The organism is Neisseria zoodegmatis, from assembly GCF_900187305.1.
Taxonomy (GTDB): domain Bacteria; phylum Pseudomonadota; class Gammaproteobacteria; order Burkholderiales; family Neisseriaceae; genus Neisseria; species Neisseria zoodegmatis.
On the sequence record NZ_LT906434.1, the window covers coordinates 1,434,602 to 1,460,718 of the forward strand.

General features: G+C 48.4%; 22 protein-coding genes. 12 read left to right on the forward strand and 10 right to left on the reverse strand.

Annotated features, from left to right (window positions below):
* Positions 1-77 precede the first annotated feature (77 nt).
* Together CKV66_RS06750 and CKV66_RS06755 are read left to right on the forward strand one after the other, a co-directional pair.
* Positions 78-191, forward strand: a complete 114-nt coding sequence (locus tag CKV66_RS06750; protein ID WP_143773782.1) for a helix-turn-helix domain-containing protein — start codon at positions 78-80, stop codon at positions 189-191.
* A gap of 280 nt (positions 192-471) precedes the next feature.
* Positions 472-1,479 carry an IS5 family transposase gene (locus CKV66_RS06755; protein ID WP_085362676.1) on the forward strand — a complete coding sequence of 336 codons (1,008 nt, stop codon included), beginning with the start codon at positions 472-474 and terminating at the stop codon, positions 1,477-1,479.
* A gap of 277 nt (positions 1,480-1,756) precedes the next feature.
* Here the strand turns inward: CKV66_RS06755 and CKV66_RS06760 are convergent, their stop codons facing one another.
* A complete protein-coding gene (locus tag CKV66_RS06760; RefSeq protein ID WP_085362675.1) occupies positions 1,757-2,995 on the reverse strand; it encodes a type VI immunity family protein in 1,239 nt (412 codons plus the stop codon).
* A gap of 53 nt (positions 2,996-3,048) precedes the next feature.
* A complete protein-coding gene (locus tag CKV66_RS12195) occupies positions 3,049-3,756 on the reverse strand; it encodes a VRR-NUC domain-containing protein (protein WP_143773781.1) in 708 nt (235 codons plus the stop codon).
* 128 nt (positions 3,757-3,884) lie between these two features.
* Here CKV66_RS12195 and CKV66_RS06770 point away from each other — a divergent pair, with 128 nt between their 5' ends.
* The 8 genes from CKV66_RS06770 to CKV66_RS06805 all read left to right on the forward strand — a co-directional run bounded on the left by CKV66_RS06770 (position 3,885) and on the right by CKV66_RS06805 (position 11,179).
* Positions 3,885-4,250: a hypothetical protein gene (locus tag CKV66_RS06770; RefSeq protein ID WP_085362673.1), complete on the forward strand. Its 366-nt coding sequence runs from the start codon at positions 3,885-3,887 to the stop codon at positions 4,248-4,250.
* Positions 4,251-4,261: 11 nt separating this feature from the next.
* The gene (locus tag CKV66_RS06775; protein ID WP_085362672.1) at positions 4,262-4,786 is read left to right on the forward strand and encodes a tetratricopeptide repeat protein; all 525 of its coding nucleotides are present in this window, start codon (positions 4,262-4,264) and stop codon (positions 4,784-4,786) included.
* A gap of 83 nt (positions 4,787-4,869) precedes the next feature.
* Positions 4,870-5,442: an SEL1-like repeat protein gene (locus CKV66_RS06780; protein ID WP_085362671.1), complete on the forward strand. Its 573-nt coding sequence runs from the start codon at positions 4,870-4,872 to the stop codon at positions 5,440-5,442.
* A gap of 323 nt (positions 5,443-5,765) precedes the next feature.
* Entirely contained in the window at positions 5,766-6,374 is a 609-nt protein-coding gene (locus tag CKV66_RS06785; protein WP_085362670.1) for a hypothetical protein, read from the forward strand.
* 168 nt (positions 6,375-6,542) lie between these two features.
* Positions 6,543-7,136, forward strand: a complete 594-nt coding sequence (locus CKV66_RS06790; RefSeq protein ID WP_085362669.1) for a hypothetical protein — start codon at positions 6,543-6,545, stop codon at positions 7,134-7,136.
* Between the two features lie 21 nt (positions 7,137-7,157).
* Positions 7,158-7,943 carry a tetratricopeptide repeat protein gene (locus CKV66_RS06795; RefSeq protein WP_085362668.1) on the forward strand — a complete coding sequence of 262 codons (786 nt, stop codon included), beginning with the start codon at positions 7,158-7,160 and terminating at the stop codon, positions 7,941-7,943.
* Positions 7,944-9,001: 1,058 nt separating this feature from the next.
* A complete protein-coding gene (locus CKV66_RS06800) occupies positions 9,002-10,501 on the forward strand; it encodes an RNA ligase (protein WP_085362667.1) in 1,500 nt (499 codons plus the stop codon).
* Positions 10,502-10,591: 90 nt separating this feature from the next.
* Entirely contained in the window at positions 10,592-11,179 is a 588-nt protein-coding gene (locus tag CKV66_RS06805) for a phosphoesterase (protein WP_231990462.1), read from the forward strand.
* Between the two features lie 68 nt (positions 11,180-11,247).
* Here CKV66_RS06805 and gloA read toward each other — a convergent pair whose 3' ends face one another.
* Entirely contained in the window at positions 11,248-11,661 is a 414-nt protein-coding gene (gene gloA / locus CKV66_RS06810) for a lactoylglutathione lyase (protein WP_085362666.1), read from the reverse strand.
* A 259-nt stretch (positions 11,662-11,920) separates the two neighbouring features.
* On the opposite strand from gloA, the gene CKV66_RS06815 reads away from it, so the two are divergent.
* Complete coding sequence (locus tag CKV66_RS06815) at positions 11,921-13,456, forward strand: Re/Si-specific NAD(P)(+) transhydrogenase subunit alpha (RefSeq protein ID WP_085362665.1); 1,536 nt, start codon at positions 11,921-11,923, stop codon at positions 13,454-13,456.
* 10 nt (positions 13,457-13,466) lie between these two features.
* The gene (gene pntB / locus CKV66_RS06820) at positions 13,467-14,855 is read left to right on the forward strand and encodes a Re/Si-specific NAD(P)(+) transhydrogenase subunit beta (protein ID WP_085362664.1); all 1,389 of its coding nucleotides are present in this window, start codon (positions 13,467-13,469) and stop codon (positions 14,853-14,855) included.
* A 92-nt stretch (positions 14,856-14,947) separates the two neighbouring features.
* Here the strand turns inward: pntB and CKV66_RS06825 are convergent, their stop codons facing one another.
* From CKV66_RS06825 to mltB, 7 genes are all read right to left on the reverse strand, one after another.
* Entirely contained in the window at positions 14,948-17,593 is a 2,646-nt protein-coding gene (locus CKV66_RS06825; RefSeq protein ID WP_085362663.1) for a restriction endonuclease, read from the reverse strand.
* 105 nt (positions 17,594-17,698) lie between these two features.
* Positions 17,699-19,321: a site-specific DNA-methyltransferase gene (locus CKV66_RS06830; protein WP_231990463.1), complete on the reverse strand. Its 1,623-nt coding sequence runs from the start codon at positions 19,319-19,321 to the stop codon at positions 17,699-17,701.
* 520 nt (positions 19,322-19,841) lie between these two features.
* Positions 19,842-20,588, reverse strand: coding sequence for an ABC transporter ATP-binding protein (locus CKV66_RS06835; RefSeq protein ID WP_085362693.1), 747 nt, complete (start codon positions 20,586-20,588; stop codon positions 19,842-19,844).
* A 62-nt stretch (positions 20,589-20,650) separates the two neighbouring features.
* Positions 20,651-21,589 carry a FecCD family ABC transporter permease gene (locus CKV66_RS06840; protein WP_085362661.1) on the reverse strand — a complete coding sequence of 313 codons (939 nt, stop codon included), beginning with the start codon at positions 21,587-21,589 and terminating at the stop codon, positions 20,651-20,653.
* Between the two features lie 344 nt (positions 21,590-21,933).
* On the reverse strand, positions 21,934-22,269 hold the full coding sequence (locus tag CKV66_RS06845) for a YbaB/EbfC family nucleoid-associated protein (RefSeq protein ID WP_085362660.1): 336 nt from the start codon (positions 22,267-22,269) through the stop codon (positions 21,934-21,936).
* 227 nt (positions 22,270-22,496) lie between these two features.
* Positions 22,497-24,800: a DNA polymerase III subunit gamma/tau gene (gene dnaX / locus CKV66_RS06850; RefSeq protein WP_085362659.1), complete on the reverse strand. Its 2,304-nt coding sequence runs from the start codon at positions 24,798-24,800 to the stop codon at positions 22,497-22,499.
* Between the two features lie 209 nt (positions 24,801-25,009).
* The gene (gene mltB, locus CKV66_RS06855; protein WP_085362658.1) at positions 25,010-26,074 is read right to left on the reverse strand and encodes a lytic murein transglycosylase B; all 1,065 of its coding nucleotides are present in this window, start codon (positions 26,072-26,074) and stop codon (positions 25,010-25,012) included.
* Positions 26,075-26,117 lie beyond the last annotated feature (43 nt).

Here is a 26,117-nt window from a genome sequence, read left to right on the forward strand (position 1 = left end):
CAATTACCATCCATAGCAAACCATAGTGATTAAAGATAACTATATTGAATCTACTTAATTTAAGTTACAATCTTCTCATGATCTACTCAACAGACTTCCGCCAATTTGCCTTAGCCAAACTCGCACAAGGCATCTCTATCCGCAAAGTAGCGCGGGAACTCGGTATTAGTCCTAATACGGTACACAAATGAAAAAGGAACACCGTACCCAAAGGTTACCCCAATGATAGAAAATCCCGTAAAATCAGCAGGCAGACACTTCTTCAAGATATGGACTAATATCCCAATGCTTATCCTATCTTTGTTGCGGTTATATTTAATTTCGTTATTGCCCACAGTCATTCCTTTCCTGTGTATTTGAATTTACCTGCTTTACTCTTGGTTTCATGCAGTCTGAGACCTTTGCAAAACCCTCAAAAATTCTTTAAATTCCCACTCACATCAAACTCTGGGAATTTAGAGGATTTTGTTCATGAGCAGCTTTTTGCACACCGACGCCCTCCACCACATCGAAAAACATCTCGACCGCTTCCCCCTCATCAAACTCGACCGTATTCTTGACTGGGCACCCATCGAACAATACCTCGCCGGCCGCAAAACCCGCTACGTGCGCGACAACGGCGGCCGTCCCGCCTATCCCCTGTTATCCATGTTCAAAGCCATCCTGCTCGGTCAATGGCACAGCCTCTCCGACCCCGAACTCGAATACAGCCTCATCACCCGCATCGATTTCCAACTCTTCTGCCGCTTCGACGACTTCCGCATTCCCGACCACAGCACCCTCTGCCGTTTCCGCAACTGGCTGGCCCAAGACAACACCCTGGCCGAACTGCTGGATCTGATTAACCGCCAACTGACTGACCAGGGCTTAAAAGTAGAGAAAGCATCCGCCGCCATCGTTGACGCCACCATTATTCAGACGGCCGGCGGCAAACAGCGTCAGGCCATCGAAGTGGATGAAGCAGGCGTTGTCTGTGGCGAAACTACCCCCGGCAAAGACCCGGATGCCGGGTGGATCAAAAAAGACGGCCGCTTCCATCCGGGCTACAAACAACACACCCGTACCGATGCGGACGGCTATATCGAGAAACTGCACATCACCCCGGCCAATGCTCATGAGTGCAAACACCTGCTGCCATTACCGGCGGACATCGCAGAAGGCAGCACCGTCTATGCGGATAAAGGCTACGACAGCCGGGAGAACCGACAACATTTGGCAGCGTGCGGCTTGAAAGACGGCATCATGCAAAAAGCACACCGTGGCTGCCCATTAAGCCAAGAGCAGAAAATCCGCAACGGCCGGCTGGCGAAAGTGCGCTATGTGGTGGAACAAAGCTTTGGTACGTTGCACCGCAAATTCCGCTATGGCCGGGCAGCCTATTTCGGGTTGGGCAAAGTGAGGGCGCAAAGCCACCTGAAGGCGATGTGTGTGAACCTGTTGAAGGCGGCCAACAGGATAGGTGTGCCTGTTGCTGCCTGAATAGGCAGGCAGTGCCTCATAATGAGGCACTTTAAGGGGACTTTAAGGGTAGCTTGTCTACTTTTTACGCAAAAACAGCCGGAACATGATGAAGAATGTTCCGGCTGTTTGTTGGCGTGGGGTTTTGCAAAGGTCTCGGCCTTTCTATTGTTTTTGAGTGATGTTCGTTCATGCTGGGAACATTGAAGTAGAAAATAGCCGAAATCCTGTATTAAGGCTTCGGCTATTTGGTAAAAAAACTATTATTCTGCAAAGGTTCCGGCCTACTTGCCGTCAATCAAAAAGCTGGTGAAACCGAAAGCTCCCCTCCGTCGTCACGACTAATTAAACGCCACAGAGTTTCTGCCAACAGCATTTCCGGTTTGGGTACATCCGGGAACAAGCTGCCTTTCTCCAAATGCACTGTTTCTCCGTCATGATTATAAGGTTGCCATATGCCGCTGTACGGCACCCGTACATTTTCTCCACCTTCTACCAATATCGGATATGTTTTGACTTCTTTCTTCTCTTGGTTCAAAACACCGTCCTGCATATTCGGGTTATCCCAACGATGCGCCCAATGATAAGTTTGCACTGCATTGAAGTGAGGCACATCGTGCAAGTGGTGTAAGCGGTTCGGCGCAACTTTGCGGATAGATGTCAATACTTCATTCAACGCCTGATACGAAAGCAGCAACGGTTCGGCTGCGTTGCCCATATCAGGAAGATCGTCGATTTTGACGATACGGACACCGTTTTCCCGCTCCGTTATTGCTATTTCAGAATATTGGCTGACTAAACGCTGCCAAGCTTCGGCATCTATCCGTTTAAACATAGATTTGCCCAACAAGGTGTACCATGCAATGCTTTTAATAGCATCTGCATACTCTCGATAGCCGGAATATGCCGTTGAATTCGGCATAACATTGTAGTAGTGAGTAGCCACCTGATATTCATGTGGTTCCCATTCTTGAGAATCGTAAGGAAGAACACACTCCAAACCCGCATAACCGTGGAAGACGTCGAATGTAGAGCACAGGTAAACCACCCAATCTTCAAACTCCTGTTGCTTTTCAGCTGATTTCAACCAATCAAGGGGAAAAACTAAATGCAGATAGCTTAATTGATTGTATTCGCTTTCTCCTGTCGGCGATGTGGTTAGCGTTTCGCAAACATAATCATCTGCATAATCTCCCCAACGATCGGTTCCCAAAAATAAAGACAGCCGTTTATCTTTTTTCGCATAGGAATCCAATTTCTCAACTGTCGACAAGAACTGCTTTTCTGTAAACTTCACAAATCTGCCACTTTGTGCACTACCGAATAATCCTACTAGATATTCACCATATTTTTCTTTATAAAGTTTAAATATTTCCAATACCTTACCTTGGCCTTTTTTACTGCCTCCGCCATAAAAATAAATGGTTATTCCCAGCCCCAGTTTCGAGTATTCTTTATGCTCCTGATCGTATAAAGCACATCTTTGCCCATGAAAAAATATATCGTTCAAACGGTTATTCCGTTCCTGTGGAGTCATGATCTTATCCTTTATCAATACTGATGCAGTCTGAAATTTTCAGTTGGCCGCTATCAGCGGGTAGCCGCGACCATAGTGCCGCCTATACCTAATGAAACCAAAAATGCCTGTACCGCTGCCGCATAAGGAGCTGTTCCTGTACCTGCAGTAAAAAAAGTTACTGCCGCACCGATGGCAATAACCAGAACAATCACACTACCTACAGCCATCACTTGAAACCAGTCGATTTTTTTAAATTCTTCAATCGTCCAGTCGGTGGCTTTTTGTATTTCTTTCATAGCCGCATCCAATTGCTTTTGCGTCCAAGTTTTCAGCACTTGCCCTTTTTCATTTACCCATTTCCATGTAGCATTGGCTTTATCTTGCACAAATTTGCCCGCAGTAAACATCCACGGAGCATGCTTACGAAGATATTGTTCAGCTTCCTGAGAGTAAGCTGAAATACGACGGCTATAAGATTGGTAGGTATTCTCTGCTGAAATCAATATCGAATCTACCCAGTTTTTTCCATCCTGTACCCATTTTTCCCAAAAATAGCCTTTCGGTTCGGCTTTAGGTGCATATACCGGTAGCGGTGCGGTAATCGGTCTGCTTTTATCGGTATCGTAACTGCTGACCTTTAAAACAGTAAAACGATTTCGGCCTCCTGCTATTTGTGTATAGTCATCCCTTTGTTCTTTTTCAAGCCTATCCTTATCAAACTTAATCTCCACTACCCTTGAAAGGTTGTCTCCGTAGCTGTCTCCGGTAAGTGGATACACTGCTGCTCGTCAGTTGTCCACGTTATATCAAGTTTGTTATGCCGCTCCTGACAAAAGCAATTTCATCAAAGAACTGATTAAAGAAAGGATGATGAAGGAACAGGCACAACAAGAAAAGGAATATAAAAATGACTGACCTGTACAACGACTATACTTTTTCCGACGTCAGAAACGATCCCATCGAAACCGATCCTTACCCTAGAGACGATCCGCTTTATGCCTCTTTAGACCTAATGAATGCATGGCATAAAGATGAAGCAGGTGAAAGAATGCTTGAGCAATCCGATGAATTGCGTAAGCTTGAGTATCAAGAATTCTCCGATCGAATGATAAGGGAGTATACAGACAAATTCACACAAAGTCTGTATGAAACCCGCAAAGCCCACAGCTATCCGGGCGAAGGTTTGAGCGAAAGCACCATCACCGTCGTACTGATGGTGTTAATCAACGGCCTGTTCTTCGGTGCATACCTGTTGTGGAAGCACTTTTTCTAAGAGGTGTTGTGATGAAGTTATTCAAACGCATGACTGCGGCCCTAGTTCTGTCCTTTGCCTTGGCGGCTCCCGCTTCGGCAATGGAAGGACAGGATTATTTGGACGCTTTAATGGCCTTCAACCGCGGCGGCTTGGACAGATCCATCGACTACCTGTACAACCTGTCTGACGAAGGCGACGACGATGCCATGTACTACATCGGCCATCTGTATTTGAGCGCCAAACGTTACAGCGACGCCATCGCCCTGTTCAAAGGTGCCGACAAAATGGGCAACAACAAGGCGACTTATTGGCTGGCCGTTGTCTATATGGACAAAAATTTCTACGACTACAATCCGGCCAAAGCCCACCGCTATCTGAAAAAAGCCGCCGAACAGGGCTTGGGGGCCGCCATGTACCACACCGCCTTGCAGCTGATGGACGGCATCGGCACCAAGCCCGACCCCGAAAAAGCAAAATGGTGGATGAAAAAAGCCGCTTCCATCCGCAACCATTTCGCCCTCGAAAAAATGAAAGAGAAAAAGTGGCAAAATTAAATAACTAATAATAACTGATGGGTAGGATCCCCACATAATTCTCTAATGAAATATACAGTTATCCATGACAAGGAAAGAAAAATATGAAATCTAAGCTATTAATACTGTCGGCCTGTTTGTCTATGATGTTAACCGGTTGCATGGATTTAGAATCTCAAAGGATGCGACTGGGTTCTCTTTCTGTGCCAAAAAATTTTGAAAAGTTAAAAACGATAGCAGACAAAGGGGATCCTACTGCTCAATTATTGGTTGGCCATGCTTATTTTCAAGGCGATATCGTCAGAAGAGATTACGATTTAGCTAAGAAATATTACACCCTTGCAGTAAACAATGATCATAACAGCCGTTGGCAACAAGAGGGCTACAAAGAAACTGCAAGGCATCAGTTAAGAGAAATTGCCAACTTACGTGACCCGGTTTATCAACGCCGTTTGGCACAAAAACGCCAAGCAGAAGCAGAAGAAAGACATAGACAGGCTCAAGCGAAAGCACAAAGAGATGCTGTCTTAATGAAAAAAATAGGCACAAGAATCTGCACGGAAGACTTGCGCGCCGGTTTTATAGAAGGATTTACGGATCAAAAAATTAAAATCAGGCTGTATGGTAATCAAATTATTTATGATTACCCTTCAAGATGGTATGTCTGTGAAAAATAAAAAGTCAGAGGCAGATTAGTCTTCAATATCACGCCAAAGCTACAGTTTTTAACTGCTGCTTTGGCATCCCGAAGTTACAACGCAACGCCGTATTCTTTCGGGAACAGGTGAAAGATTACGTTCTATTCCGTTGCATTCGCGTAAGACAAATTTTATCTGATCCCCAAATTCCCAATGCCGTAATGTAGCTTTAGCGGTTGACAACTACAGGTACAAAATTTCTAAAAATCATAAGGTATCTTAAGTAAGGATTCCTTGCTTGTTCATGTCTACACATATACAGGGAAAGATTTCGATTAATCAGTTAGTTAACAAGGTGCTTTATGAAAAATCTAGCTCAATCTCTCATCTTGTGTGTCCCTCTTTTGTATCCGCTTCATACTCTGGCTGACGCCAAAGCGGACAAAATCCGTTTTGTTAAGAAACTCTATGCCCATCAAGCAAAAATATACAACAGCTACAACGCAAAAATGTACAACGACTACAACAACAATAGTCAAAAAGCACCTAAATATCACGATGCAGTTGAGCCGTATGCAGATACCAAGTTGGCAAAGGCTTATGCCAAAGCTCACCAATATGACAAACTTGTCGATAAGATATTGATGGGTGAAACCCTAGATGAACTGTGCCTACAAGGGGTCACACAAATGTATGGTGGGGGGCAAGATTGGGATACCAGCGTCAAAAGAACTTATTCGGTTGAGAAAGACGGAAAGGTGAAAGTGTATTTTCGTCCTTTTAAGATACCTTCAGCAGAACATGTTACTGTCCGCTACCGCTTAAAAAAATACGGAAACAGTTATCGGGTGGCCGATATGGAAATCAGATCTCTTGATCCTGATACCAAAAAAGTATGGCACACACCATCATATAAGGCCAGTTTGTACGCCTGTATCGAACAGCAAAAGAAAAATTACAATTTTAAATAGAGAAAATCTAACCATGAAGAAGCATTATCCGGCAGCACTGCTTTACCGATATCCTGCCAAGTCATGCCGCTCAATCACTATCTAACGTCAGAGGGATTTTAGGCAGTCATTCAGCAGAAACACGCAGGATATCGTTGCCATTTTTAAATCATAATCGAAAGGGAATATATGCGTTATCTATCAGTAATTTTGGGATTATTGGCCGCTTTGTTATTGGCGGCTTGTGGAAACAAACATGACAAATTTGTGGGTTACTGGCAATTGGAAGAAGATAAAGATCAGGTCTGGATTGTTAGAAAAGTCGATAACAATACTTACACCTTTAATCATATCTACAAAGATAAAAAGGGTATGCAGGGCAGTGTTTTAACCAAAATGGAAAACGGTGATTTTGAGTATCCTGAAAACAAAGCAAGGGCTGTGATGTCCGAAGACGGAAAAACTTTTAGGGTCGGCTCTCAAATCTGGTACCGGATTACAGAACAACAAGCCGAAGAGGAATTGAAAAGAATTGAAGCTATACTGGCTCAAGTAAAAAAGAATCGGGAAACCTGTCAAAGTTTACTTAATGAGTATAAGCAACAGCGTCAAAAATTCACCACTATTATAGATACTGGGAATACGCTTGATTACTTTAAACGTAAAGAGGAACAAGATAAGAAAAAAGATGCCCTATATAAACAATATCGACAAAAAGCCGCAAAGATAACGGATTGCGCCGATACTTTTTTCATCAATCATGATATCGGGATTCGCCCTTAAAGTAAGTGAGGAGCAATCAAAATGAACAGCAAAGCTTTAATTTTTAGCATTTTATTGTGCGTGATGATTCCTGCTCAGGTTGAGGCTAGAGACACCGAGCCGTTAACCCAAATGGAGGAAGTAAAGGCTAATCAAGCCATTCGTTCGTTGCAACAGGGAGACTACAAAACAGCCCTGAAAATTTTGGAAAGATTTGCAAGAGCAGGCAAACCGAGTTATCAGTATTTGGTTGGCCTCATCTATTTGAAGGAAAATAGTACAGAAACCAACTTTCCAAAAGCCAAATACTGGCTGGAAAAGTCTGCCCGACAAGGTTATATTGATGCACAAATGGAGTTAGTCGGCCTATATTTAAACGGTCAGGGCGATACATTCAAACAAGATTACCGGAAAGCACTTTATTGGACTGAACAAGCAGCCAAACAAGGCCATGTAGGCTCTCAACAGACATTAGCTATCATGTACTTGGATGGGACAGGCGTTCCTGTCGATTTAGCTAAATTTCTCTATTGGACAGAGCGGGCGGCAGAAAACGGGGACCGTGTCGCCCAATATAATTTAGGCATCATGTACATGAATTCAGCACCTGAGCTAATCAGCTTGAACGTTCCTATGAATATCCCCAAGGCCATTGCTTTAATCAATAAATCCGCGGTACAAGGCTATGACAAAGCTCAATTTTATCTCGGCAAAATTTATCAATACGGCCTCTATCACCCGATGGACAAGGAAAAAGCCCGTTTTTGGTACCACCGGGCGGCAGAGCAAGGGCATGAGGAAGCTGCGGAGTATTTAAGAAACTTGTAGAATGAGATAATAAACTAAGGAATAAAACCGCTTGAAATTTGAATTTTCAAGCGGTTTTATTTTCAGCTGAAATAAATTAACTTTAAATATCACAGCTAAAGCCGTAGGATTTTTAGTTGCTGATTGAGTGTCCCGAAGTTAAAACAACCCCCCATATTTTTTCAAGTACAAAATATAAAGGAAGAAACCGCCAGTAAATTCCATTGTATTTACATAAGACATGTTTTGTTTGATTCAAAAAATTCCTAATACAGCTAATATGGTTTTGTCGGGTGGAAGCAACTTATTGTGGTTTATATCTGGTGGTAGTAAAAACCGCTTATAGACTGGTAATCGATGTCAGATTCTTGGATTTTTGTATCGAGGCTTATTTCGCTGAAAAAAGGATTGCCAGGAATAACTTGTACCAAGGTTGGAGAATTAGGTTTTGATAACGTAAGAAAATATAGAGAGTAGGGCATGTAGTTTAAAAGTGCCTGAGATCTTGTTCGCTTCTTGTTCCATAAAGAGGATATGACCAATAGGATACACCAAGACTCAATCAACTTTTAGTTGGTAAGTACTGACACTAAAAGTGTCAAGATTCTATCTTTACTCTTAGTGGTCAATACTTACATAGTATTTGCTCAAAACGTTGGTAATATTAGGCTTAATTTCACAATTTTATATTTTTATGTTTTAAAATCTAATATATTCAATAAGTTAAATTATTTTGTGGCTTCTTTATGTGAACTACCGTTCTAGCCCTGATCAATCAAACTCCAGTATGTTGCTTAAGCACATGCTTGAAGTTTGAAGAGCATACAAAAATAGCCGCCACACAATTTTGTGTAGCGGCTATTTTTGTATCCGGTTTTGCTTTGTATCTATTTTTATCTTTTTAGTATTAAAAACTATCTTCAATGCTATTCAATATAAAATACTCATGTTTCTTTGAAATTTTAAAATATAAAAATTTTCTATAAAATCAGAGTAATATCGTATATTTTTTTGAAAAATATCTTTTGGCACATGTATTGCTTTATATGCAATATCTACAACAGTTCCAGTATTTAATTATGCAGAAATTTATTCTTATCCGCGGGCACCAAGGTTCGGGAAAATCCACTTTTGCAGATAAAAAGATGGCCGAGTTTCGGCAGGAATATCCTGATGCCCAGATTTTTCATATTGAAAACGATATGGAAATGACCGATTCAGACGGCATTTACCGTTTCTCGAGTGAGGCGTTGGCTAAGGCGCAGGCTAAAGGTTTGGCGGTAATGAAGTCGGCGTTTAAAACCGGCCAGAGCAATCTTCAGGCAGATATTTTGGTGGTGAATTCCAATACCAATCAAAAATCGTCTGCTTGCATCCAGCTGTTGCAGCTTGCGCGAAAACATGGTTTTGAAACGGAAATTTACCGTATGCACAATTTTTATCGCAATGTACACGACGTTAAAGAAAGCGATGTGCTGGCAGCTTATGTGCGCTTGAACAATAACCGCTTGCGCGATGAAATCCATGTGGAGGCGGTGCAGCCTATGAGCGAGTCGGTGAAAGCCAATATCGGTAAATTGGAATCTTTCGGTAAGCAGCGGCCTGTTTTTGATGAAGATAGGCAGACGTTTGTAACTGAAGAGTATCTAATGTTTGGCCGCAGCAATTTTACGGTGAAGCAAGCCAAGCTGTATCCGGAATTGCGGGTGTTTAAATATGCGCGCAAGGTGTTTTATGAAAACCGCTTTGATGATGCGCTGCTGGAAATGCGCGGTTTGGTAATGGATGAGCACAACCATATTATTGTGCGGCCTTTTAAAAAGGTGTTTAACTATTCGGAGCGTATCGGGAAAAACAGCCGTTATCCGATTGATATTTCAGACGGCCATTTGGTCGATGCGGTGGTGAAGGTAAACGGGTTTCTTGGCTGCTGCACTTATGTGGAATTGCCCGAGCAGCATCCCAGCCTTGGTACGGCGTTTGACCGGAATGTGATTTATTCCACCACAGGTTCGCTGGATAGCGATTTTGCGAAGATGACGCGCGAACATTGCACCCAGTATGAAAAGCTGTTCAAACAATATCCCAACCACACTTTTTTGTTTGAAATCACCGATGAAAACGACGTTCATATTATCAACGAGCATTTTGGCGAAACACTGATCGGCATGATTGATGTGCGAACCGGGCGCCAGTTTAGCGAGCATGAGTTAAATGCTGTGGCGGATCGGTTTAATGCTGAAAACGATGTGCAGATAAAACGCCCTGAAATGCTGGAAAAACTGACGTTTGGCCGTCTGAAAGAAATCCTGAAAACGGTGGAGCATGAAGGGTTTATGGTGTTTGATGCTGAAACTCAGGAATTATTGTTTAAGCTGAAATCGCCGTATTATCTGGTTTCCAAGTTTTTCGGACGCAGCAACGAAGGCAATATCGGGCGCAAGCTGGATAAACGTCATGTCGATGAAGAATATTACCCGTTGATTGACCATATTCGGGAGCATCAAGCTGTGTTCAATCGTTTGGGTGAACTGGATAAAATTGCCTTCATTCAAGAATTTATTAAAAACAGCATTTGAAAGATTTTCAGACGGCCTCAGGCATCAAAGCCGTAATCACGCATGGAGGCCGTCTGAAAAAATTGAAAACCGATTATACGAAGCATCATCATGAGCAAAATATTCTTCACTTCCGACCTGCATTTTTCGCACAAAAACATTGCCAAACTTTGCCCCGAGTTCCGTCCGGCTACCGATTGTATCGATGAATTGGACGAATACATGATTGAGGCATGGAACAACACCGTGTCGCCGGAAGATACGGTTTACAATTTAGGCGACGTATCGTTTGCGCACAATATCGGCAAAATCGAAAACACATTAGGCCGTCTGAACGGCAAACATCATTTGATCTTCGGCAATCACGATAGTTTGATTGCACGGCACAAACGCCATTTTTTGACAACTTGCAAGCACGACGGAAATCCTTTGCTGTCGTCCGCGCAGCATTACTTGAAACTCAAGCTGCCGGAAATCAGCAATATATTGATTCTGTTTCATTATCCCATTCATGAATGGGACGGCTGCCACAAAGGTTGGTATCACCTCTACGGCCATCTGCACAACCGTACCGCACCGGTGCCGGGTAGATTATTGAATGTAGGATGGGATTTGCACGGGCGTTTTCTCACGCCTGCCGACATAGACGCTTTGCTGAAAGATTTACCTGAAATGGTTTATTTTGAAAACCAAAAATAGAAGCCGCTAATGATTAAAAATGCCGTTCCGCCAATAATGGGGGACGGCATTTTTGTTACCGCAAAATATTAAGATTGGTATTGCACCGAATCGCTGCCCGTATTTTTTTGAATGAACTCAATCTTGTAGCCGTCAGGATCTTCGACGAAAGCAATCACCGTTGTGCCGTGCTTCATCGGGCCGGCTTCGCGGACAACTTTTCCGCCTTTGGCGCGCACCGCATCGCACGCGGCATAGGCGTCGTCCACTTCGATGGCGATATGGCCGTAGGCATTGCCTAAATCGTAGCTTTCCGTATCCCAGTTGTGGGTAAGCTCAAGCACGGTGGTATCGGATTCTTCGCCGTAGCCCACAAAGGCCAAAGTAAATTTACCGTCGGGATAGTCTTTTTTGCGTAAGAGTTTCATGCCTAAAACGTCTTGATAAAATGCTAACGATTTGTCGAGGTTGCCGACGCGCAGCATGGTGTGGAGCATTCTCATGGTGGTTCCTTGGTATAAGAGAGAAACCGCAGATGCGGCAAGAATGTCTATTTTAACATAAGCCTGTTTTATCCCGCTGGCAGCAACGGTTTGATATGTATCGGAATAGCGTTTTTTTCAGACGGCCTGTGTGTTTGAAGCAACGTAAATTGTTAACATTTTGATATTGTGTTTGCGCTTGAAATTCGTTATAAAGTGGCTGCTAATTTATATTTAATCGTATTTTTAATGTGACTAACGTGTTTATGAGGAAAATGAGATGAGGATTGGTATTCCGAAGGAATCTCTGCCCGGTGAAACCCGTGTTGCGTGTACCCCTGCAACCGTAACCCAGCTGCAAAAACTGGGTTTTGAAGTTGTGGTGGAACGCGGCGCCGGTTTGGCGGCGAGTTTGGATGATGCGGCATATGAAGCTGCCGGTGCGCTTGTGGCGGATGCAGCGGAAGTATGGTCTAGCCCGCTGATTTATAAAGTCAACGCACCTTCTGAAAGCGAAGTAGGCCGTCTGAATGCGGGTCAAACGCTGGTGAGCTTCTTATGGCCCGCACAAAATCCCGAGTTGGTACAAAAGCTCACTGATCAAAAAGTGAACGTGCTGGCGATGGATATGGTGCCGCGTATTTCACGCGCACAGGCATTGGATGCGCTGTCGTCTATGGCGAACATCAGCGGCTACCGTGCCGTAATCGAGGCTGCAAATGCGTTCGGCCGTTTCTTTACCGGCCAGATTACCGCTGCGGGTAAAGTGCCGCCGGCGCAAGTGCTGGTGATTGGTGCAGGCGTGGCCGGTTTGGCGGCGATTGGTACGGCAAACTCGTTGGGCGCGGTGGTTAAAGCGTTCGACACCCGTTTGGAAGTGGCCGAACAAATCGAATCAATGGGCGGCCAATTCCTCAAGCTCGATTTCCCGCAAGAGTCGGGCGGCAGCGGCGACGGTTACGCCAAAGTGATGAGCGAAGAGTTTATCGCGGCGGAAATGAAACTGTTTGCCGAGCAAGCCCGACAAGTGGACATCATCATCACGACTGCGGCCATTCCGGGCAAACCTGCGCCCAAGCTGATTACCAAAGAAATGGTGGAAAGCATGAAGCCGGGTTCGGTGATTGTCGATTTGGCGGCGGCCACCGGCGGCAACTGTGAATTGACCAAACCGGGCGAGCTGTTCGTTACTGATAACGGCGTGAAAATCATCGGCTATACCGATATGGCCAACCGTTTGGCCGGCCAGTCTTCACAGCTTTACGCCACCAACCTCGTGAACCTGAGCAAGCTGTTAAGCCCGAATAAAGACGGTGAAATCACGCTTGATTTTGAAGATGTGATTATCCGTAACATGACCGTTACCCGCGACGGCGAAATCACTTTCCCGCCGCCCGCGATTCAAGTGTCCGCCGCGCCGCAACAGCAAGCGCAAGCCGCACCTGTGGCGAAACCCGAGCCGAAACCCGTTCCGACATGGAAAAAACTGGCTCCGGCGGTGATCGGTGCGGTGCTGGTATTATGGATGGGTGCCGTTGCTCCGGCCGAATTCTTAAACCACTTTATCGTGTTCGTACTGGCTTGCGTGATCGGCTATTATGTGGTGTGGAACGTGAGCCATTCGCTGCACACGCCGCTGATGTCGGTAACCAATGCCATTTCAGGCATCATCGTAGTGGGCGCATTGCTGCAAATTGGGCAGGGCAACGGCGTGGTGTCATTCCTCGCCTTTATTGCCGTGCTGATTGCCAGTATTAATATTTTCGGCGGCTTCTACGTTACCCGCCGCATGTTGAATATGTTCCGTAAAGGTTAAGGAGGCGAGAATGTCACAAGGATTAGTTACTGCGGCATATATCGTCGCCGCAATCTTATTTATTTTTTCATTGGCTGGCCTGTCGAAACAGGAAACCGCCAAAAACGGCTGCTATTACGGCATCGCCGGCATGATTATTGCCTTGATTGCCACCGTGTTCAGCGAACAAACCGCAGGTTTGGGCTGGATCATCATTGCTATGGCTATCGGTGCGGCCATCGGTATTTACAAAGCCCAAAAAGTGGAAATGACCGAAATGCCCGAGCTGATTGCCTTGCTGCACAGCTTTGTGGGTTTGGCTGCCGTGTTGGTGGGCTTCAACAGCTTTATCGAAGCGGACAATGTATCTTCCGATATGCACACCATTCATTTGGTGGAAGTGTTCCTCGGCATTTTCATCGGTGCCGTAACCTTTACCGGCTCGATTGTGGCGTTCGGCAAACTGAACGGCAAACTTAGCAGCGCACCTTTGCAACTGCCGCACAAGCATAAGCTGAATCTGGTTGCTTTGTTGGTGTCGTTTATCTTGCTGCTGGTGTTTGTATCGGCTGACGACGGCAGCTGGTTCGCCCTGATTCTGATGACCGCTATTGCACTCGCGTTCGGCTGGCATTTGGTGGCTTCCATCGGCGGTGCAGATATGCCGGTAGTGGTTTCCATGCTGAACTCGTATTCGGGCTGGGCGGCTGCCGCAGCGGGCTTTATGCTTTCCAACGACTTGCTGATTGTTACCGGTGCGTTGGTCGGCTCAAGCGGTGCGATTTTGTCTTACATCATGTGTAAAGCCATGAACCGCTCGTTCATTTCTGTGATTGCCGGCGGTTTCGGCACCGACGGTTCTTCCGCAGCAGCAGGCGAAGAAGAAATCGGCGAATACCGTGAAGTGAAACCCGCCGAAGTGGCGGAAATGCTGAAAGGCGCAAACTCAGTGATCATCACGCCCGGATACGGCATGGCCGTTGCTCAAGCGCAATACCCCGTTGCCGAAATCACCGATTTACTGCGCAAACAAGGCATGGAAGTGCGCTTCGGTATCCACCCCGTAGCAGGCCGTTTGCCCGGACACATGAACGTATTGCTGGCCGAAGCCAAAGTGCCTTACGACATCGTGTTGGAAATGGATGAAATCAACGATGATTTCCCCGAAACCGATGTGGTGCTGGTGATAGGCGCGAACGACACCGTGAACCCCGCCGCCCAAACCGATCCGAACAGCCCGATTGCCGGCATGCCGGTATTGGAAGTATGGAAAGCCAAAGAAGTGGTGGTGTTCAAACGTTCGATGAACACGGGCTATGCCGGAGTACAAAACCCGCTGTTCTTCAATGAAAACAGCGTGATGTGCTTCGGCGATGCGAAAGCGACTGTGGACGAGATTCTGGCGGAATTGAAGAAATAAGGCCTTCTGAAAAATATAGTATTTGTTTAAGCGTTTAAACAAAGGCCGTCTGAAAATTTTCAGACGGCCTTTGTTATTTACACAGATGGAGTTTAATCAGGATCGAGTTCACTAAGTTCTTGAACATCCCGATATTGCAATTCGGGCAGTTCGGCGAAATATTTTTCGGCGCATTCGATTTTCAAACGCTCAGAGTAACGGAGTTGGTCTTTATCCACGCCCGCTTGTATACCTTTAGCTGTGCCTTTGGTTTCTGCAACGAAAAACGCTTGTTTCCCGGTTTCGGCAACTACCGCCCAGTCGGGATTGTAGTTGCCCAAAGGTGTGGGAATCTTGAACCATTTGGGTAGTTTGAAATAGAAAGGTATTTTTCCAAACGTATCGTCGTTGTAGTTTTCACAATCGCGGGCGAAATTTTTTTCAATAGCTGAATCCAGCGGGATATAGTTTTCATTAATGGTTTTCTCCGGTCTGCTTACTTTAAACGTGTAGTCGTTTTCGTAAAACTCCGTGCCGTTGGTTTCCATATCTCGCCATTTTTCCATCAGGCTTTGGCAATAGCGTTCGTCTTCGCTGATGTCGTAGCGTATGCCTTTTACCATCAGGTTTTGCAGAGCAGCGTTGATTTTGTCGGCGGCAAGGTCGATAAAACGTTGCGGATTGCCGGGTAGGTCGGGCAGGCGGTCGGATTGGACGAGGATTTCATACACGGTGCGCCGTGTCAGCCCCGTTTTTTTCTGAATGGCACCTAATACGTCGGGAACAGCCCATTCGGCTTCCACAGTCAAGCTGCGGCTGGCGGTTTCTTCTGCCCAAACGCCGTCAGTTTGCGACTGCTTGATTCGGGCTTTGTGCATTTGTATTTTCGGTTTTTGGATTTCGGGCATATGGCGCACGGTTTCGGCGGCGGATTCAATCAGTACGGCCGTGTCGAAATCCACGCGGTAGCGCGGTTTGTGGCTGAGTTTCTGCCAAACGGCCTGAAACGCGGGGTTGAGCGTAAAATTTTTGTGGTAGCGCACGGTTTTTTTACGGGCGGCGTTTTTGATATTGTCCGATGCAAACGTGATGCCGCACTCGTCTTGGTATTCCTGTTGCAGTGTGGCGGCGAAATGCTCGTAGCTTTCATTGGGAATGACCGTGAGTACGTTCACTTTTTCATCGCGCACCCGCACGCCGCTTTGGTTAACCGCCAAACGCAGGCCGCGTCCGATTTCCTGCCGTTTTTTGATCGGCGAGTTGCTTTCGTTAAGCGTGCAGATTTGAAACACGTTCGGATTGTCCCAGCCTTCTTTCAGGGCGGAATGCGAAAAGATAAAGCGCAAAGGGCTGTCGAACGAAAGCAGCGTTTCTTTGTCGCGCATAATCAGATGGTAAGTGTCGTTGTCGGCCTGCGTTGTGCCGTTGGTGTTTTTCAGACGGCCTTGTTTGTCTTGCGAAAAATAGCCGTTGTGTACGCCTTCCGGGTTCTCTCTGCCTGAAAGTTTGGTATAAATTTCTTCAAACCACAAAGCAAATTTGCCAGCTTCGCCCGCCGCCGTGCGGTAGTTTTCCACCTTGTCGATAAAAAACAGCGACAGCACTTTGATGCCGTAGGCTTTCAGGCGTTTTTCTTTTTTTAGGTGTTCGGCGACGGTATGGTGAATCTGCATTTTCATGATTTCGTCGCGCACAGCATCGCCGCTACCACGCTCGATTGTTCGGCCGTCTGAAAGCGCGATTTCCTGTGTTTCGCTATCCATACCCTCAATGATAAAGCCGTGGCGGTAGGCTTCATTGCCTCCTGATTTGTCAAACAAATCATCGCCGTTTTTCACGCTCACGGTTTTCTTTTTTGTTTGCCGCCCGTCTTCAACCAAAATATTCACTTTTGCTTTCAGACGGCCTTTGGAAGCCGATAATACTTCCAGCAGCTCCACCGGCGCGCCGTTCACATCGTTTTCTGCCTGCACCGAAAACACTTCGATCTGCTTAACCAGCTTCAGGTTATAAGCCTGCACCGGGTTCAGGCTGTAAATCTTGTGGCGGCTTGCTTTGTGGGTGGCCGAATAACGCAATGTAAACAGCGGGTTGAGCGATTCAATCGCTTTCAGACGGCCTTCCGTTTCCATATTCTGCGGTTCGTCGATAATCACAATCGGACGCGTTTGGTTGATTTGCGTAATGGGCGCATCGCCGCTTTCGTTGACCTGATTGATCACATTCAAGTCTTTTTCAAACGACTGGATATTGATGACCAAAATTTCAATATTGTCGTTAACGGCAAAAGAGCGCAACGCCGACAAACGGCTGCTGCTGTATTCTGCATAATTCATCACGGGCTTGTCGAACAGGTCGGCAAAGTGCGTGCGCGTGCTGCGCAGGGTTTGCAATACCCCCTCGCGGATGGCCACGCTCGGCACCACAATCACGAATTTTGTCCAGCCGTATTGCCGGTTAAGCTCGAAAATCGTGCGCAGGTAAACATAGGTTTTGCCTGTGCCGGTTTCCATTTCCACCGAAAAGTTTAAGCCGTGTTCGCCGATGTCGGTTTCAGACAGGCCTTTTTCTGCCTGTATCGTATTCAGGTTGCGTCCTATACTTTCCCAATCCAAAGCCAACTCATTTGCCACAAAGCGGCCGGCCGAACCGCTTTGCAATTCAAAATCCTGTTTGCGGTTCGGCTCACCTTCAAACAGGCGCAAAACCGCATTGACCGCATCAAGCTGGTAATCCAGTTGTTCAAATTTCAGTTCCATATCGTTTTCTTTTCAAATCATCTGTTGCGCTGTACGGAGCCGGTAGGTCGGATACTTGTATCCGACGATCTGATAGGCAGGTATTGTCGGATTCGAGAATCCGACCTACACACATTCAAAAATAATGCCCGCGTCGCGCATCTGCAAAACAGTATTGCTTTTTAGCGAGTCATTGCCGTCAAACAAACGGTCGAGTGCCACGACTTTGGCGGGATTTTCGGCAATCACAGCATCTATCAAATGCTCGTCGGCACAGGTAAGCAGCAGGGCGGTGCGTTTGCCCGTGTCTTCGTCTTCCACCCAATACACGCCGTCCGAAATATGCAACGGGCAGGTGAGTTTCAAACCCAAGCGCAGCATCAGTTCGTAAGCCATATTCAGTGGTTCGGCATGTTCGGCAACAGGATCGATAAACATGGCCAGTTGCGCCTCGAGGCCGTCTGAACCGTTTTCAGACGGCCTCCACGGTTTGAAATGGCTTTCGGCCAGTTTGAATACCTTAAAGCCGGTATCAACGGTTTTTTCGGGATGTTGTTCGCGGATTTGCCTGCCCGCACGGCGGATGCGTTCTTTGGCGATGTCGGCGATGGTGTCGAAACCGGCTTTGCGCGCTTCGGATTTTTCGTCGGTTTCTTCGGGCAGTTGCACGCAGATATAGCGGCGGTTGCCGCCGTCTTCGGCGTTAAGCTGCATTACGGCATGGGCGGTGGTGCCGGAGCCGGAGAAGAAGTCTAGGATTAGGTCGTTAGGGTTTGAGCCGATTTGGAACATTTGTTTTAATAACGTCGTCGGCTTCGGTGTGTCGAATGGTGCTTTTGAATTAAAAAGATTTTGTAATTCTTTGTTTGCTGCATCATTGTGCCCAACTTCTTCAAATGGCCACCATGTTGTAGGAACTCGGCCTTGTTGTACTTCGTTTAAATATCGCTTTAATTGGGGTGCGCCCTGACCGTCTTTGCCAAAGAAAATACGATTTTCCTGTAGCCATATTTGCATAGTTGCTTTACTTGCCCGCCAAGAACTTCCTTGTGGAGGAAAATATTCAATACCAGTATTGGGATTTCTTATGGGATAGACAGCGGACTCTGAAAATGATTTAACCAGCAAATTATCACTCCTCCACAAGCCCCTTCCGTCATTGTCATCATTTTTATAAGGCTTGTTTTGTGTTTCTGTTCTGGGTAACAAATTCCTTTCAAAACGGAGACTTTTTTGGTAAACCAAAATATAGTCATGAAGAGTTGAAAACCCTTTTGCATCATTTGTTGCAGCATATTTTTTCTGCCAAATTACATTCCCCAAAAAATTCTCCGCCCCAAACACCTCATCACACAGCAGTTTCAATTGCGCCTGTTCATTATCGTCAATCGAGATAAAAATCACACCGTCGTCGCGTAGCAGGGTTTTGGCCAGATGCAGGCGCGGCAGCATCATGGAGAGCCAGTTGCTGTGGTAATGGCCGCTCTCTTTGCTGTTTTTGCGCCATGCGCCTTTGAATACGCCGTCGCGTTTCAGGTAGCCTTCGTCGTCTTTGTCGCCGACGCGGCGGGCGTATTCTTCGCGGGTTTCGCTGAATTTGTCGGGATAGATAAAGGAATCGCTGCCGGTGTTGTAGGGCGGGTCGATATAGATCATCTTCACGCTGCCGGCATAGGCTTTTTGCAGGATTTTCAGGGCTTCGAGGTTTTCGGCTTCGATAAAGAGATGGTTCGTGCCGTCGAAATCCACCGATTCGGCTTGGCAGGGAATCAGTGTGTTGGATGTGGGCGCTTGCAGCGTGCGGTAGGCTTCGCTTTTGCCTGCCCAGTTTAGCTGGTAGCGTTCGTTGTGATGGGCGAGATTTTCTTCGCCGAGAATAAGTTTGAGTTTTTCCCAGTCGATTTGGTCTTCGCAAAAGGCTTCGGGAAAGAGAGATTTTAGTTTTAATATATTGATTTTATTGTAATTTTCATTTATAATTTGGTTGCTGGTTGCTGGTTGCTGGTTGCTGGTTGCTGGTTGCTGGTTGCTGGTTGCTGGTTGCTGGTTGCTGGTTGCTCATATTTTACCTTTTCCCTTTGATAGCTGAAAAAAACGCATCATAACAGTTCGCTAAGCATATTATCAGAGGCCGTCTGAAAAAACAGCGCAAATCAACTTATTTTTCAGGCTATGGTTGCATTAAGCCTGAGTGTAGCGGGCATATTGTTTTCTCAAGTGATTTACGCTGTTTTTTCAGACGGCCTTTGTCTGCTTCGACTTCATGTTTTTAAACCCTGAAATAAACACCTTTTTCATCACATACCCGCTCGATCGGCCACTGATAGACTTCTGCCAGCAATTCGGGCTGCATCACTTGTTCGGGCGCTCCGGCGGCAACCACTTTGCCCTGATTCATCAATATCACATGTTGGGCGTAACGGGCGGCCAGATTTAAATTGTGCAACACCATAATCGCGCTGAAATGTTGGCGGTTGCCGCCCAGATAGTTCATTAAGCTGTGTTGGTGGCGGATGTCGAGATGGTTGCACGGTTCGTCGAGCAGCAGTATCGGGGCGTTTTGGAGTAGGGCTCGGATGATGTTGGCGCGTTGCTGTTCGCCGCCGGAAAGGGTTTGGATGCGTTTTTCGGCGAGTTCTTGCAAATCGAAATGAGCCAGCAGGGCTTCGGCTTGTTCAGACGGCTTGGAGGCCGTCTGAAAAGGCCAGGCGCTGTCGCTTCCGCGCCCGAGTTCGATGTATTCGCGCACGGTCAGCGGCATTTGGTATTGGCCGTGCTGCGCTACCCAAGCGACTTTGCCTTGTTTGAGTTGCGGCGGTACGACTTGCTCAAACAGCTTCACCGAGCCTTGCCCTGTTCGGCGTATCAGGGCTTTGAGCAAGGTGGATTTGCCTGCGCCGTTGGGGCCGATGATGGCGGTGTGGCAGCCGTGGGGAAGCTTGAGTTCGTCGATTTCCAGCAAAACCCTGTTTTTGGTTTCTACTTTCAGGCGGTTGATGGTGAAAGAGTAGTTCATCATTTTGAATTTAAGGATAAATGTTTGCGGGGCGGGCATCTTGGAAAGGAAGCGCGCCCGTTTTATTTACGCAACGGTTTTAAAAACAGCCACATGAAAAACGGCCCGCCGAGCAGGGCGATGACGATGCCTACCGGTACGTCCACGGGATAGGTGAACCAACGTGCGGCGCTATCGACCACCAGCAGGAATACTGCACCCAGCCACGCCGAGAGCAGGATGAGTTTGCTGCGCCTGCCGCCTACTGCCCGCGCTACAACGTTTGGCACCATCATGCCGAGAAAACCGATGATGCCTGAAAGCGATACGGCGGCTCCGGTGAGCAAAGCGGCGCCGACGACGGTTTGTATGCGCACCGCCTGCACCGAAATGCCCATGCTGACGGCAGTGTCTTCGCCGAGCATGAGGATGTCGAGCTTTTTGCCGACCAACACGAGAATCAGTAAGCCGGCCAGCATTGCAATAGCAGCATACAACGGTGAAGTAAATCCTGCTTCGGCCAAGCTGCCCGACAGCCAAATGGTTGCGCTGCGCAGCACCATGTCGTCGGATAAAAACAGAATCAGGCTGACGATTGCGGCGGAAAACGCGCTCAACACAAAGCCCAACACCAGCAGCCCCAGCGTGCCGCCGCCGATAAAGCGGTGGATGCCGAGTATCAGCAGGCAAACCGCCAATGCGCTGATAAACGCGGCAAAGGGTACGCCGATGGCGCCTATGCCGAACGCCAGCACGATAATCACGCCCAATGCCGCGCCGCCCGACGTGCCGATTAGGCTCGGGTCGGCCAAGGGGTTTTCAAACAAAGCCTGCAATGCCGCACCTGCTGCGGCTAAAGCGGCGCCGACCAGCAAGGAGCTGATGACGCGCGGCAGGCGGATGGCCTGTATGGTTTCGTCCATCTGATGCGGGGGCTGCCATTCGCCGAACCCGATGCCGGCGCAAAACCAGACGAGGGCGGCGGTAATCGTGAGGGAGAGAATTAAGGGAAAAGGTTTCATAGGTTTATGGTGAAACTGTTTATTCAATAAAGGCTGTCAAATTCGGGTATGACAAACGTCGTATTGTTAACCAAGTGCATATAACACGGCAAGCGGATGGCTGCGTGACAATACAGGCCGTCTGAATGCGTTGTGTTTACGCCGTTTTGCAAAGTCGTAAGTTTGTAGTCGGCAGCTTGTTTGGGAATGGTTTGTTGTGTACCGCAGGGGTGGATTTTGGTGTGGGCCGGATGGGTGGAATGTCGATTGAGTTTGGCTGTTCCGGCAGATTGTGTTTTTTAATGGTGTTTGTTAAAACAGCTGTCTGAATGTTCAGACAGCTGCTTCGTATCAGGGCGTTTGAATTAGCGGAAAAAGTCGCCCATTCCGGCAGGCAGGCCTTGGGTGAACGCGCCCATGGTTTTGTTGGTGGTTTCTTCCGCTTTGTTGCACGCGTCGTTGATGGCGGCTAATACTAAATCTTCGAGCATTTCTTTGTCGTCCGCCGCCTCTTTGATCAAATCTTCGCTGATGTCGATTTTGCGGACAACATGGTTGCAGGTCATGGTAACTTTAACCAAGCCGTTGCCTGCTTCGCCGTTCACTTCGGTTTCAGCCAGCTTGGCTTGCGCTTTTTTCATATTTTCCTGCATTTGTTGAGCCTGCTTCATCAGGCCGCCTAATCCGGCTTTTCCGAACATGGTTTTACTCCTGGTTAAAAAGGGTTTGATGATACCTTTTGAATGGGAAGACGGCAATACGGCGCGGCTTTTCAGAAGGGTTTATTCATGGTTTGTCATACTCGGGCTTGACCCGAGTATCTCCCTATCTTATCGGCATTCAAGATGCTCGGGTCAAGCCCGAGTATGACGGGTATGGTCTTGCCGATATATGGTTAACGAAACTGTTTTCAGACGGCCTCAATGCTTTATTCCTGAGACTCGGCCAGCTCCAGCGTATCGGGCAGCCATTCGGCTTCGAAAAGCTCGAGAATCTGCCGTGCGGCGGGGTCGGCTTCAAGCAGTTGCTGTGCTTTTTGGCGGCCTTCGAGTTGCAGGCGTTTGCGGCGCATGGTCGGGGTTTCCCAGCCTGCGTCGTTGCGCCACGCTTCGGTTTGCAGCTTTAAGGTCAGGCCGTATGCGTCGGCGAGGGTGTTTTGGATTTTATCCAAACGCTCTTTGGTGGTGGTGGCGCGGGCTTCGTCGGTGAGGGCGAGCATCATCAGGCCGGTTTCGGGTTGATAGCTTGTCCAAACGGCGTGTTGAGCCAGCATTTGCGCCGCGCCGAGTTTGGGGGCGAGGCGTTTGACAATGGCCGCCCAGTTTTCGGGGGCGAACTCGGGCAGCGGGGCGAAACCTGCCTGCTCTTCGGCCTCGGCCTGCTCTTCGTCTTCGCTATCAGCTGCGTTTTCAGACGGCATCGGCGGCTCGTATGTTTGATATTCGGGGTAATCGTATTCTTCGGGGAAATACGGCGGTGCGTCCGCATCAAACGGGGCTTCGGCATATTCGGGCGGATAATCCGAGGCCGTCTGAAAAGCGGTTTCGGCGGTTTCAGACGGCATGCTTTGCGGACTTTGAACTTCGCTCAACGGAGAGGCCGTCTGAATGTCTGCCGTGCTTGCCGTCGGGGTTGCCGCTGCGGTCTGAAGGCTTTCCATGCTTTCAGACGGCATGGTAGCGGCTTCGGGTTGGCCGGTTTGAAGCGTTTCGGGTACGGCTTGTTCTTGCACGGCAACTTGCTCACCTGCGGTTTCAGACGGCCTTGCTATCGGTGTCGAGGCCGTCTGAAAATGCTCTGCTGCCACGGCGGGCGTTTCCTGCGTGTGATTCTGCAAAGATGCTTCTGCCGCCTGAACCGCTGTTTGCGTCTCAACTTTTTCAGACGGCCTTATGGGTTCGGAGGCCGTCTGAAAGCCGTTCTCTGCCGTTTCAGGTGTTTGCGGCGCATCTTCCCACGGCGGGGTGTCTTCTGCCTGTGCCACGGCCTGTTCAGACGGCCTTGCCACGGTTTCGGAGGCCGTCTGAACAGGTTTCGGTTCGGCCGGCGGCTCAGGCAGAATCAGCGGCTTTTTTGCGGCAGGTTCCGCCGCTTCGGGATTGTGCAGTTGCGTGCCTTCTATCACGCCGTCGGGGTCGTGCGCTTTGGCAGCAATCGGGGCGAACGCGAGCATACGCAACAGCGTCATCACGAAACCGGCGTATTCGTCGGGCGCGAGGCTCAAGTCTTGTTTGCCGTGGATGGCGCATTGGTAGTAAAGCTGGATTTGTTCACCGCTCAAATATTGCGATAAGCGCAGCAGGGTTTCATGTTCGGGGTCGTCGGCAATGGCGGCGGGAACGGTTTTGGCAAGCGCCAGCCGTTGCAGCAGCATAGCCAGTTCGCTCAAGGCGTTGTCGAAACCGATGGCACGGGCGGCCATTTCCTGTGCTTTGCGCAGCAGTTCTTCGCCGTCTTGGTTCACGATGCCTTGCAGCAGTTCGTAAAGATAGCGTTTGTCAACCGCGCCGATCATCTGGCGGACATCATGCTCGGTAACGCTGCCGGAACCCATCGCAATCGCTTGGTCGAGCAGGCTCAAGGCATCGCGCATCGAACCCATGGCGGCGCGGCCGAGCAGTTGCAGCGCGGGCGGCTCGAACGGAATCTGCTCCACCGTCAGCACATGCGCCAAGTGGTCGGCCACTTGCTGCGTGGTCATGTTGCGCAGCACGAATTGCAGGCAGCGGCTCAATACGGTAATCGGCACTTTGTGCGGGTCGGTGGTGGCGAGAATGAATTTTACATGCTCGGGCGGCTCTTCCAGCGTTTTCAGCATGGCATTGAACGCGCTTTTGGAAAGCATGTGCACTTCGTCGATGATATAGACTTTGTATTTGCCGGCGGTGGGCGCGTATTGGGCGTTTTCGAGCACTTCGCGGATGTTGTCGATGCCGGTGTTGGAAGCCGCGTCGATTTCGAGCAAGTCGACGTAACGCCCCGCGTCGATTTGGGTGCAGCTTTGGCACACGCCGCAAGGCTCGCCGTGGTTGGCGTTTTCGCAGTTGAGACTTTTCGCCAGAATGCGGGCGATGGTGGTTTTGCCCACCCCGCGCGTGCCGGTAAGCAGATAGGCGTGATGTAGGCGGCCTTCGTCGAGCGCGTTGCGCAATGCTTTGACAACATGCTCCTGCCCGACCAAATCGGCAAAGGTTTTAGGCCGCCACTTACGGGCGAGAACTTGATAAGCCATAGATTATCTTTTGTTTGAATTCGGTAAAGGAAGGCTGGTATGCGGCCGCGCGGCAGGTAAGGATGCACGCGCTGTTTTTATAATCGGCCGTCGGTTTCATGCCTTGAAGATTCGGTATTCTAACATTTTACCTGCCGCCAAACACATGAAAACCGCCGCCGTTATCGCACGGGCAGCGGTTTTTTATGCACGGCGGCAATATCGAACCGTTACAAACGGTAGTTGCCGCCCACGCCGTTGGCGATATCGCGCACGGCGGTTACATACATGCGGCTGTGGTTGTATTGCCATACGGCGTAGAAGTTATTCAGGCCGATATAGTATTCATACACGCCCGGTGCGGTTTCGAGGCGGTAGAGTACGGCTTTTTCATTGTCGTCCACCACTTCCTGCGGCATCACGCCCAAGCGTTTGAGTTCGCCGACGGTGCGGGTGAGCGCGGTTTTTTCGTCGATGATGTTTTGCAGCTCTTGCGTGATGGTGAGCGTAACCGGCACCACCATTTTGCCGTTGGTCTGCCAGCCGTGCGCTTTCATGTAGTTCGCCACCGAAGCCGCCACGTCGCTGACGTTGTTCCAAATATCGCGCAAGCCGTCGCCGTCGTAATCGACCGCATATTTGCGGAAGCTCGAAGGTATAAACTGCGGCATGCCCATCGCGCCGGCGTAGCTGCCTTTAAAACTGAATACGTCGCGCTTCTCTTCTTTCGCCATCAGCAAAAATTCATTTAATTCTTGCTGGAAAAATTCGGCGCGGCGCGGATAGTCGAACGCCAGAGTACTCAAAGAATCCGCCAAGCGGAAGCTACCCATATTGTTGCCGTAGTTGGTTTCGATGCCGATGATGGCCACGATCAGCTCGGCCGGTACGCCGTAGCTGCGTGCCACGGCATCGATGGTGGTTTTGTGCTGTTCGTAGAAACGCTTGCCGTTATTGATTTTTGATGCGCCGGAATTGCCGGTGCGGAATTCATACCACGGGCGGGATGTGCCGGGGCGGTTCATGATGTTGATGATATTGCCTTTATACACCACGCCGTCGAAAAAGCTCTGCAATTCGCCTTCGGTAAATTTACCGCCCGCCACTTCATGCGCGATAAAACGCTGCACGTTGGCATTGCCGTTGAATCCGCTGATGGCCACCGAGTCGGCGGTTTGGTTGAAGGTCGGGCGTTTGCCGACGGGGGGGACGGGTTTTTCTTTGGCGGGGTCGTGAGTGGTGCTGCATGAGAGTAAGGTCAGGACAGCTAAAACGGAGAGCGCGGTTTTTTTCATGACGTATGTTTTCTTGGGCGGTTGTTATAGTAGGCGCAGTTTA

Excerpts from the sequence above, each read along its gene's own strand:
- CKV66_RS06750 (WP_143773782.1), top strand. The coding sequence starts at position 78 with ATGATCTACTCAACAGACTTCCGCCAATTTGCCTTAGCCAAACTCGCA.
- CKV66_RS06755 (WP_085362676.1), top strand. The coding sequence starts at position 472 with ATGAGCAGCTTTTTGCACACCGACGCCCTCCACCACATCGAAAAACAT.
- CKV66_RS06760 (WP_085362675.1), bottom strand. The coding sequence starts at position 2,995 with ATGACTCCACAGGAACGGAATAACCGTTTGAACGATATATTTTTTCAT.
- CKV66_RS06770 (WP_085362673.1), top strand. The coding sequence starts at position 3,885 with ATGACTGACCTGTACAACGACTATACTTTTTCCGACGTCAGAAACGAT.
- CKV66_RS06775 (WP_085362672.1), top strand. The coding sequence starts at position 4,262 with ATGAAGTTATTCAAACGCATGACTGCGGCCCTAGTTCTGTCCTTTGCC.
- CKV66_RS06780 (WP_085362671.1), top strand. The coding sequence starts at position 4,870 with ATGAAATCTAAGCTATTAATACTGTCGGCCTGTTTGTCTATGATGTTA.
- CKV66_RS06785 (WP_085362670.1), top strand. The coding sequence starts at position 5,766 with ATGAAAAATCTAGCTCAATCTCTCATCTTGTGTGTCCCTCTTTTGTAT.
- CKV66_RS06790 (WP_085362669.1), top strand. The coding sequence starts at position 6,543 with ATGCGTTATCTATCAGTAATTTTGGGATTATTGGCCGCTTTGTTATTG.
- CKV66_RS06795 (WP_085362668.1), top strand. The coding sequence starts at position 7,158 with ATGAACAGCAAAGCTTTAATTTTTAGCATTTTATTGTGCGTGATGATT.
- CKV66_RS06800 (WP_085362667.1), top strand. The coding sequence starts at position 9,002 with ATGCAGAAATTTATTCTTATCCGCGGGCACCAAGGTTCGGGAAAATCC.
- CKV66_RS06805 (WP_231990462.1), top strand. The coding sequence starts at position 10,592 with ATGAGCAAAATATTCTTCACTTCCGACCTGCATTTTTCGCACAAAAAC.
- gloA (WP_085362666.1), bottom strand. The coding sequence starts at position 11,661 with ATGAGAATGCTCCACACCATGCTGCGCGTCGGCAACCTCGACAAATCG.
- CKV66_RS06815 (WP_085362665.1), top strand. The coding sequence starts at position 11,921 with ATGAGGATTGGTATTCCGAAGGAATCTCTGCCCGGTGAAACCCGTGTT.
- pntB (WP_085362664.1), top strand. The coding sequence starts at position 13,467 with ATGTCACAAGGATTAGTTACTGCGGCATATATCGTCGCCGCAATCTTA.
- CKV66_RS06825 (WP_085362663.1), bottom strand. The coding sequence starts at position 17,593 with ATGGAACTGAAATTTGAACAACTGGATTACCAGCTTGATGCGGTCAAT.
- CKV66_RS06835 (WP_085362693.1), bottom strand. The coding sequence starts at position 20,588 with ATGAACTACTCTTTCACCATCAACCGCCTGAAAGTAGAAACCAAAAAC.
- CKV66_RS06840 (WP_085362661.1), bottom strand. The coding sequence starts at position 21,589 with ATGAAACCTTTTCCCTTAATTCTCTCCCTCACGATTACCGCCGCCCTC.
- CKV66_RS06845 (WP_085362660.1), bottom strand. The coding sequence starts at position 22,269 with ATGTTCGGAAAAGCCGGATTAGGCGGCCTGATGAAGCAGGCTCAACAA.
- dnaX (WP_085362659.1), bottom strand. The coding sequence starts at position 24,800 with ATGGCTTATCAAGTTCTCGCCCGTAAGTGGCGGCCTAAAACCTTTGCC.
- mltB (WP_085362658.1), bottom strand. The coding sequence starts at position 26,074 with ATGAAAAAAACCGCGCTCTCCGTTTTAGCTGTCCTGACCTTACTCTCA.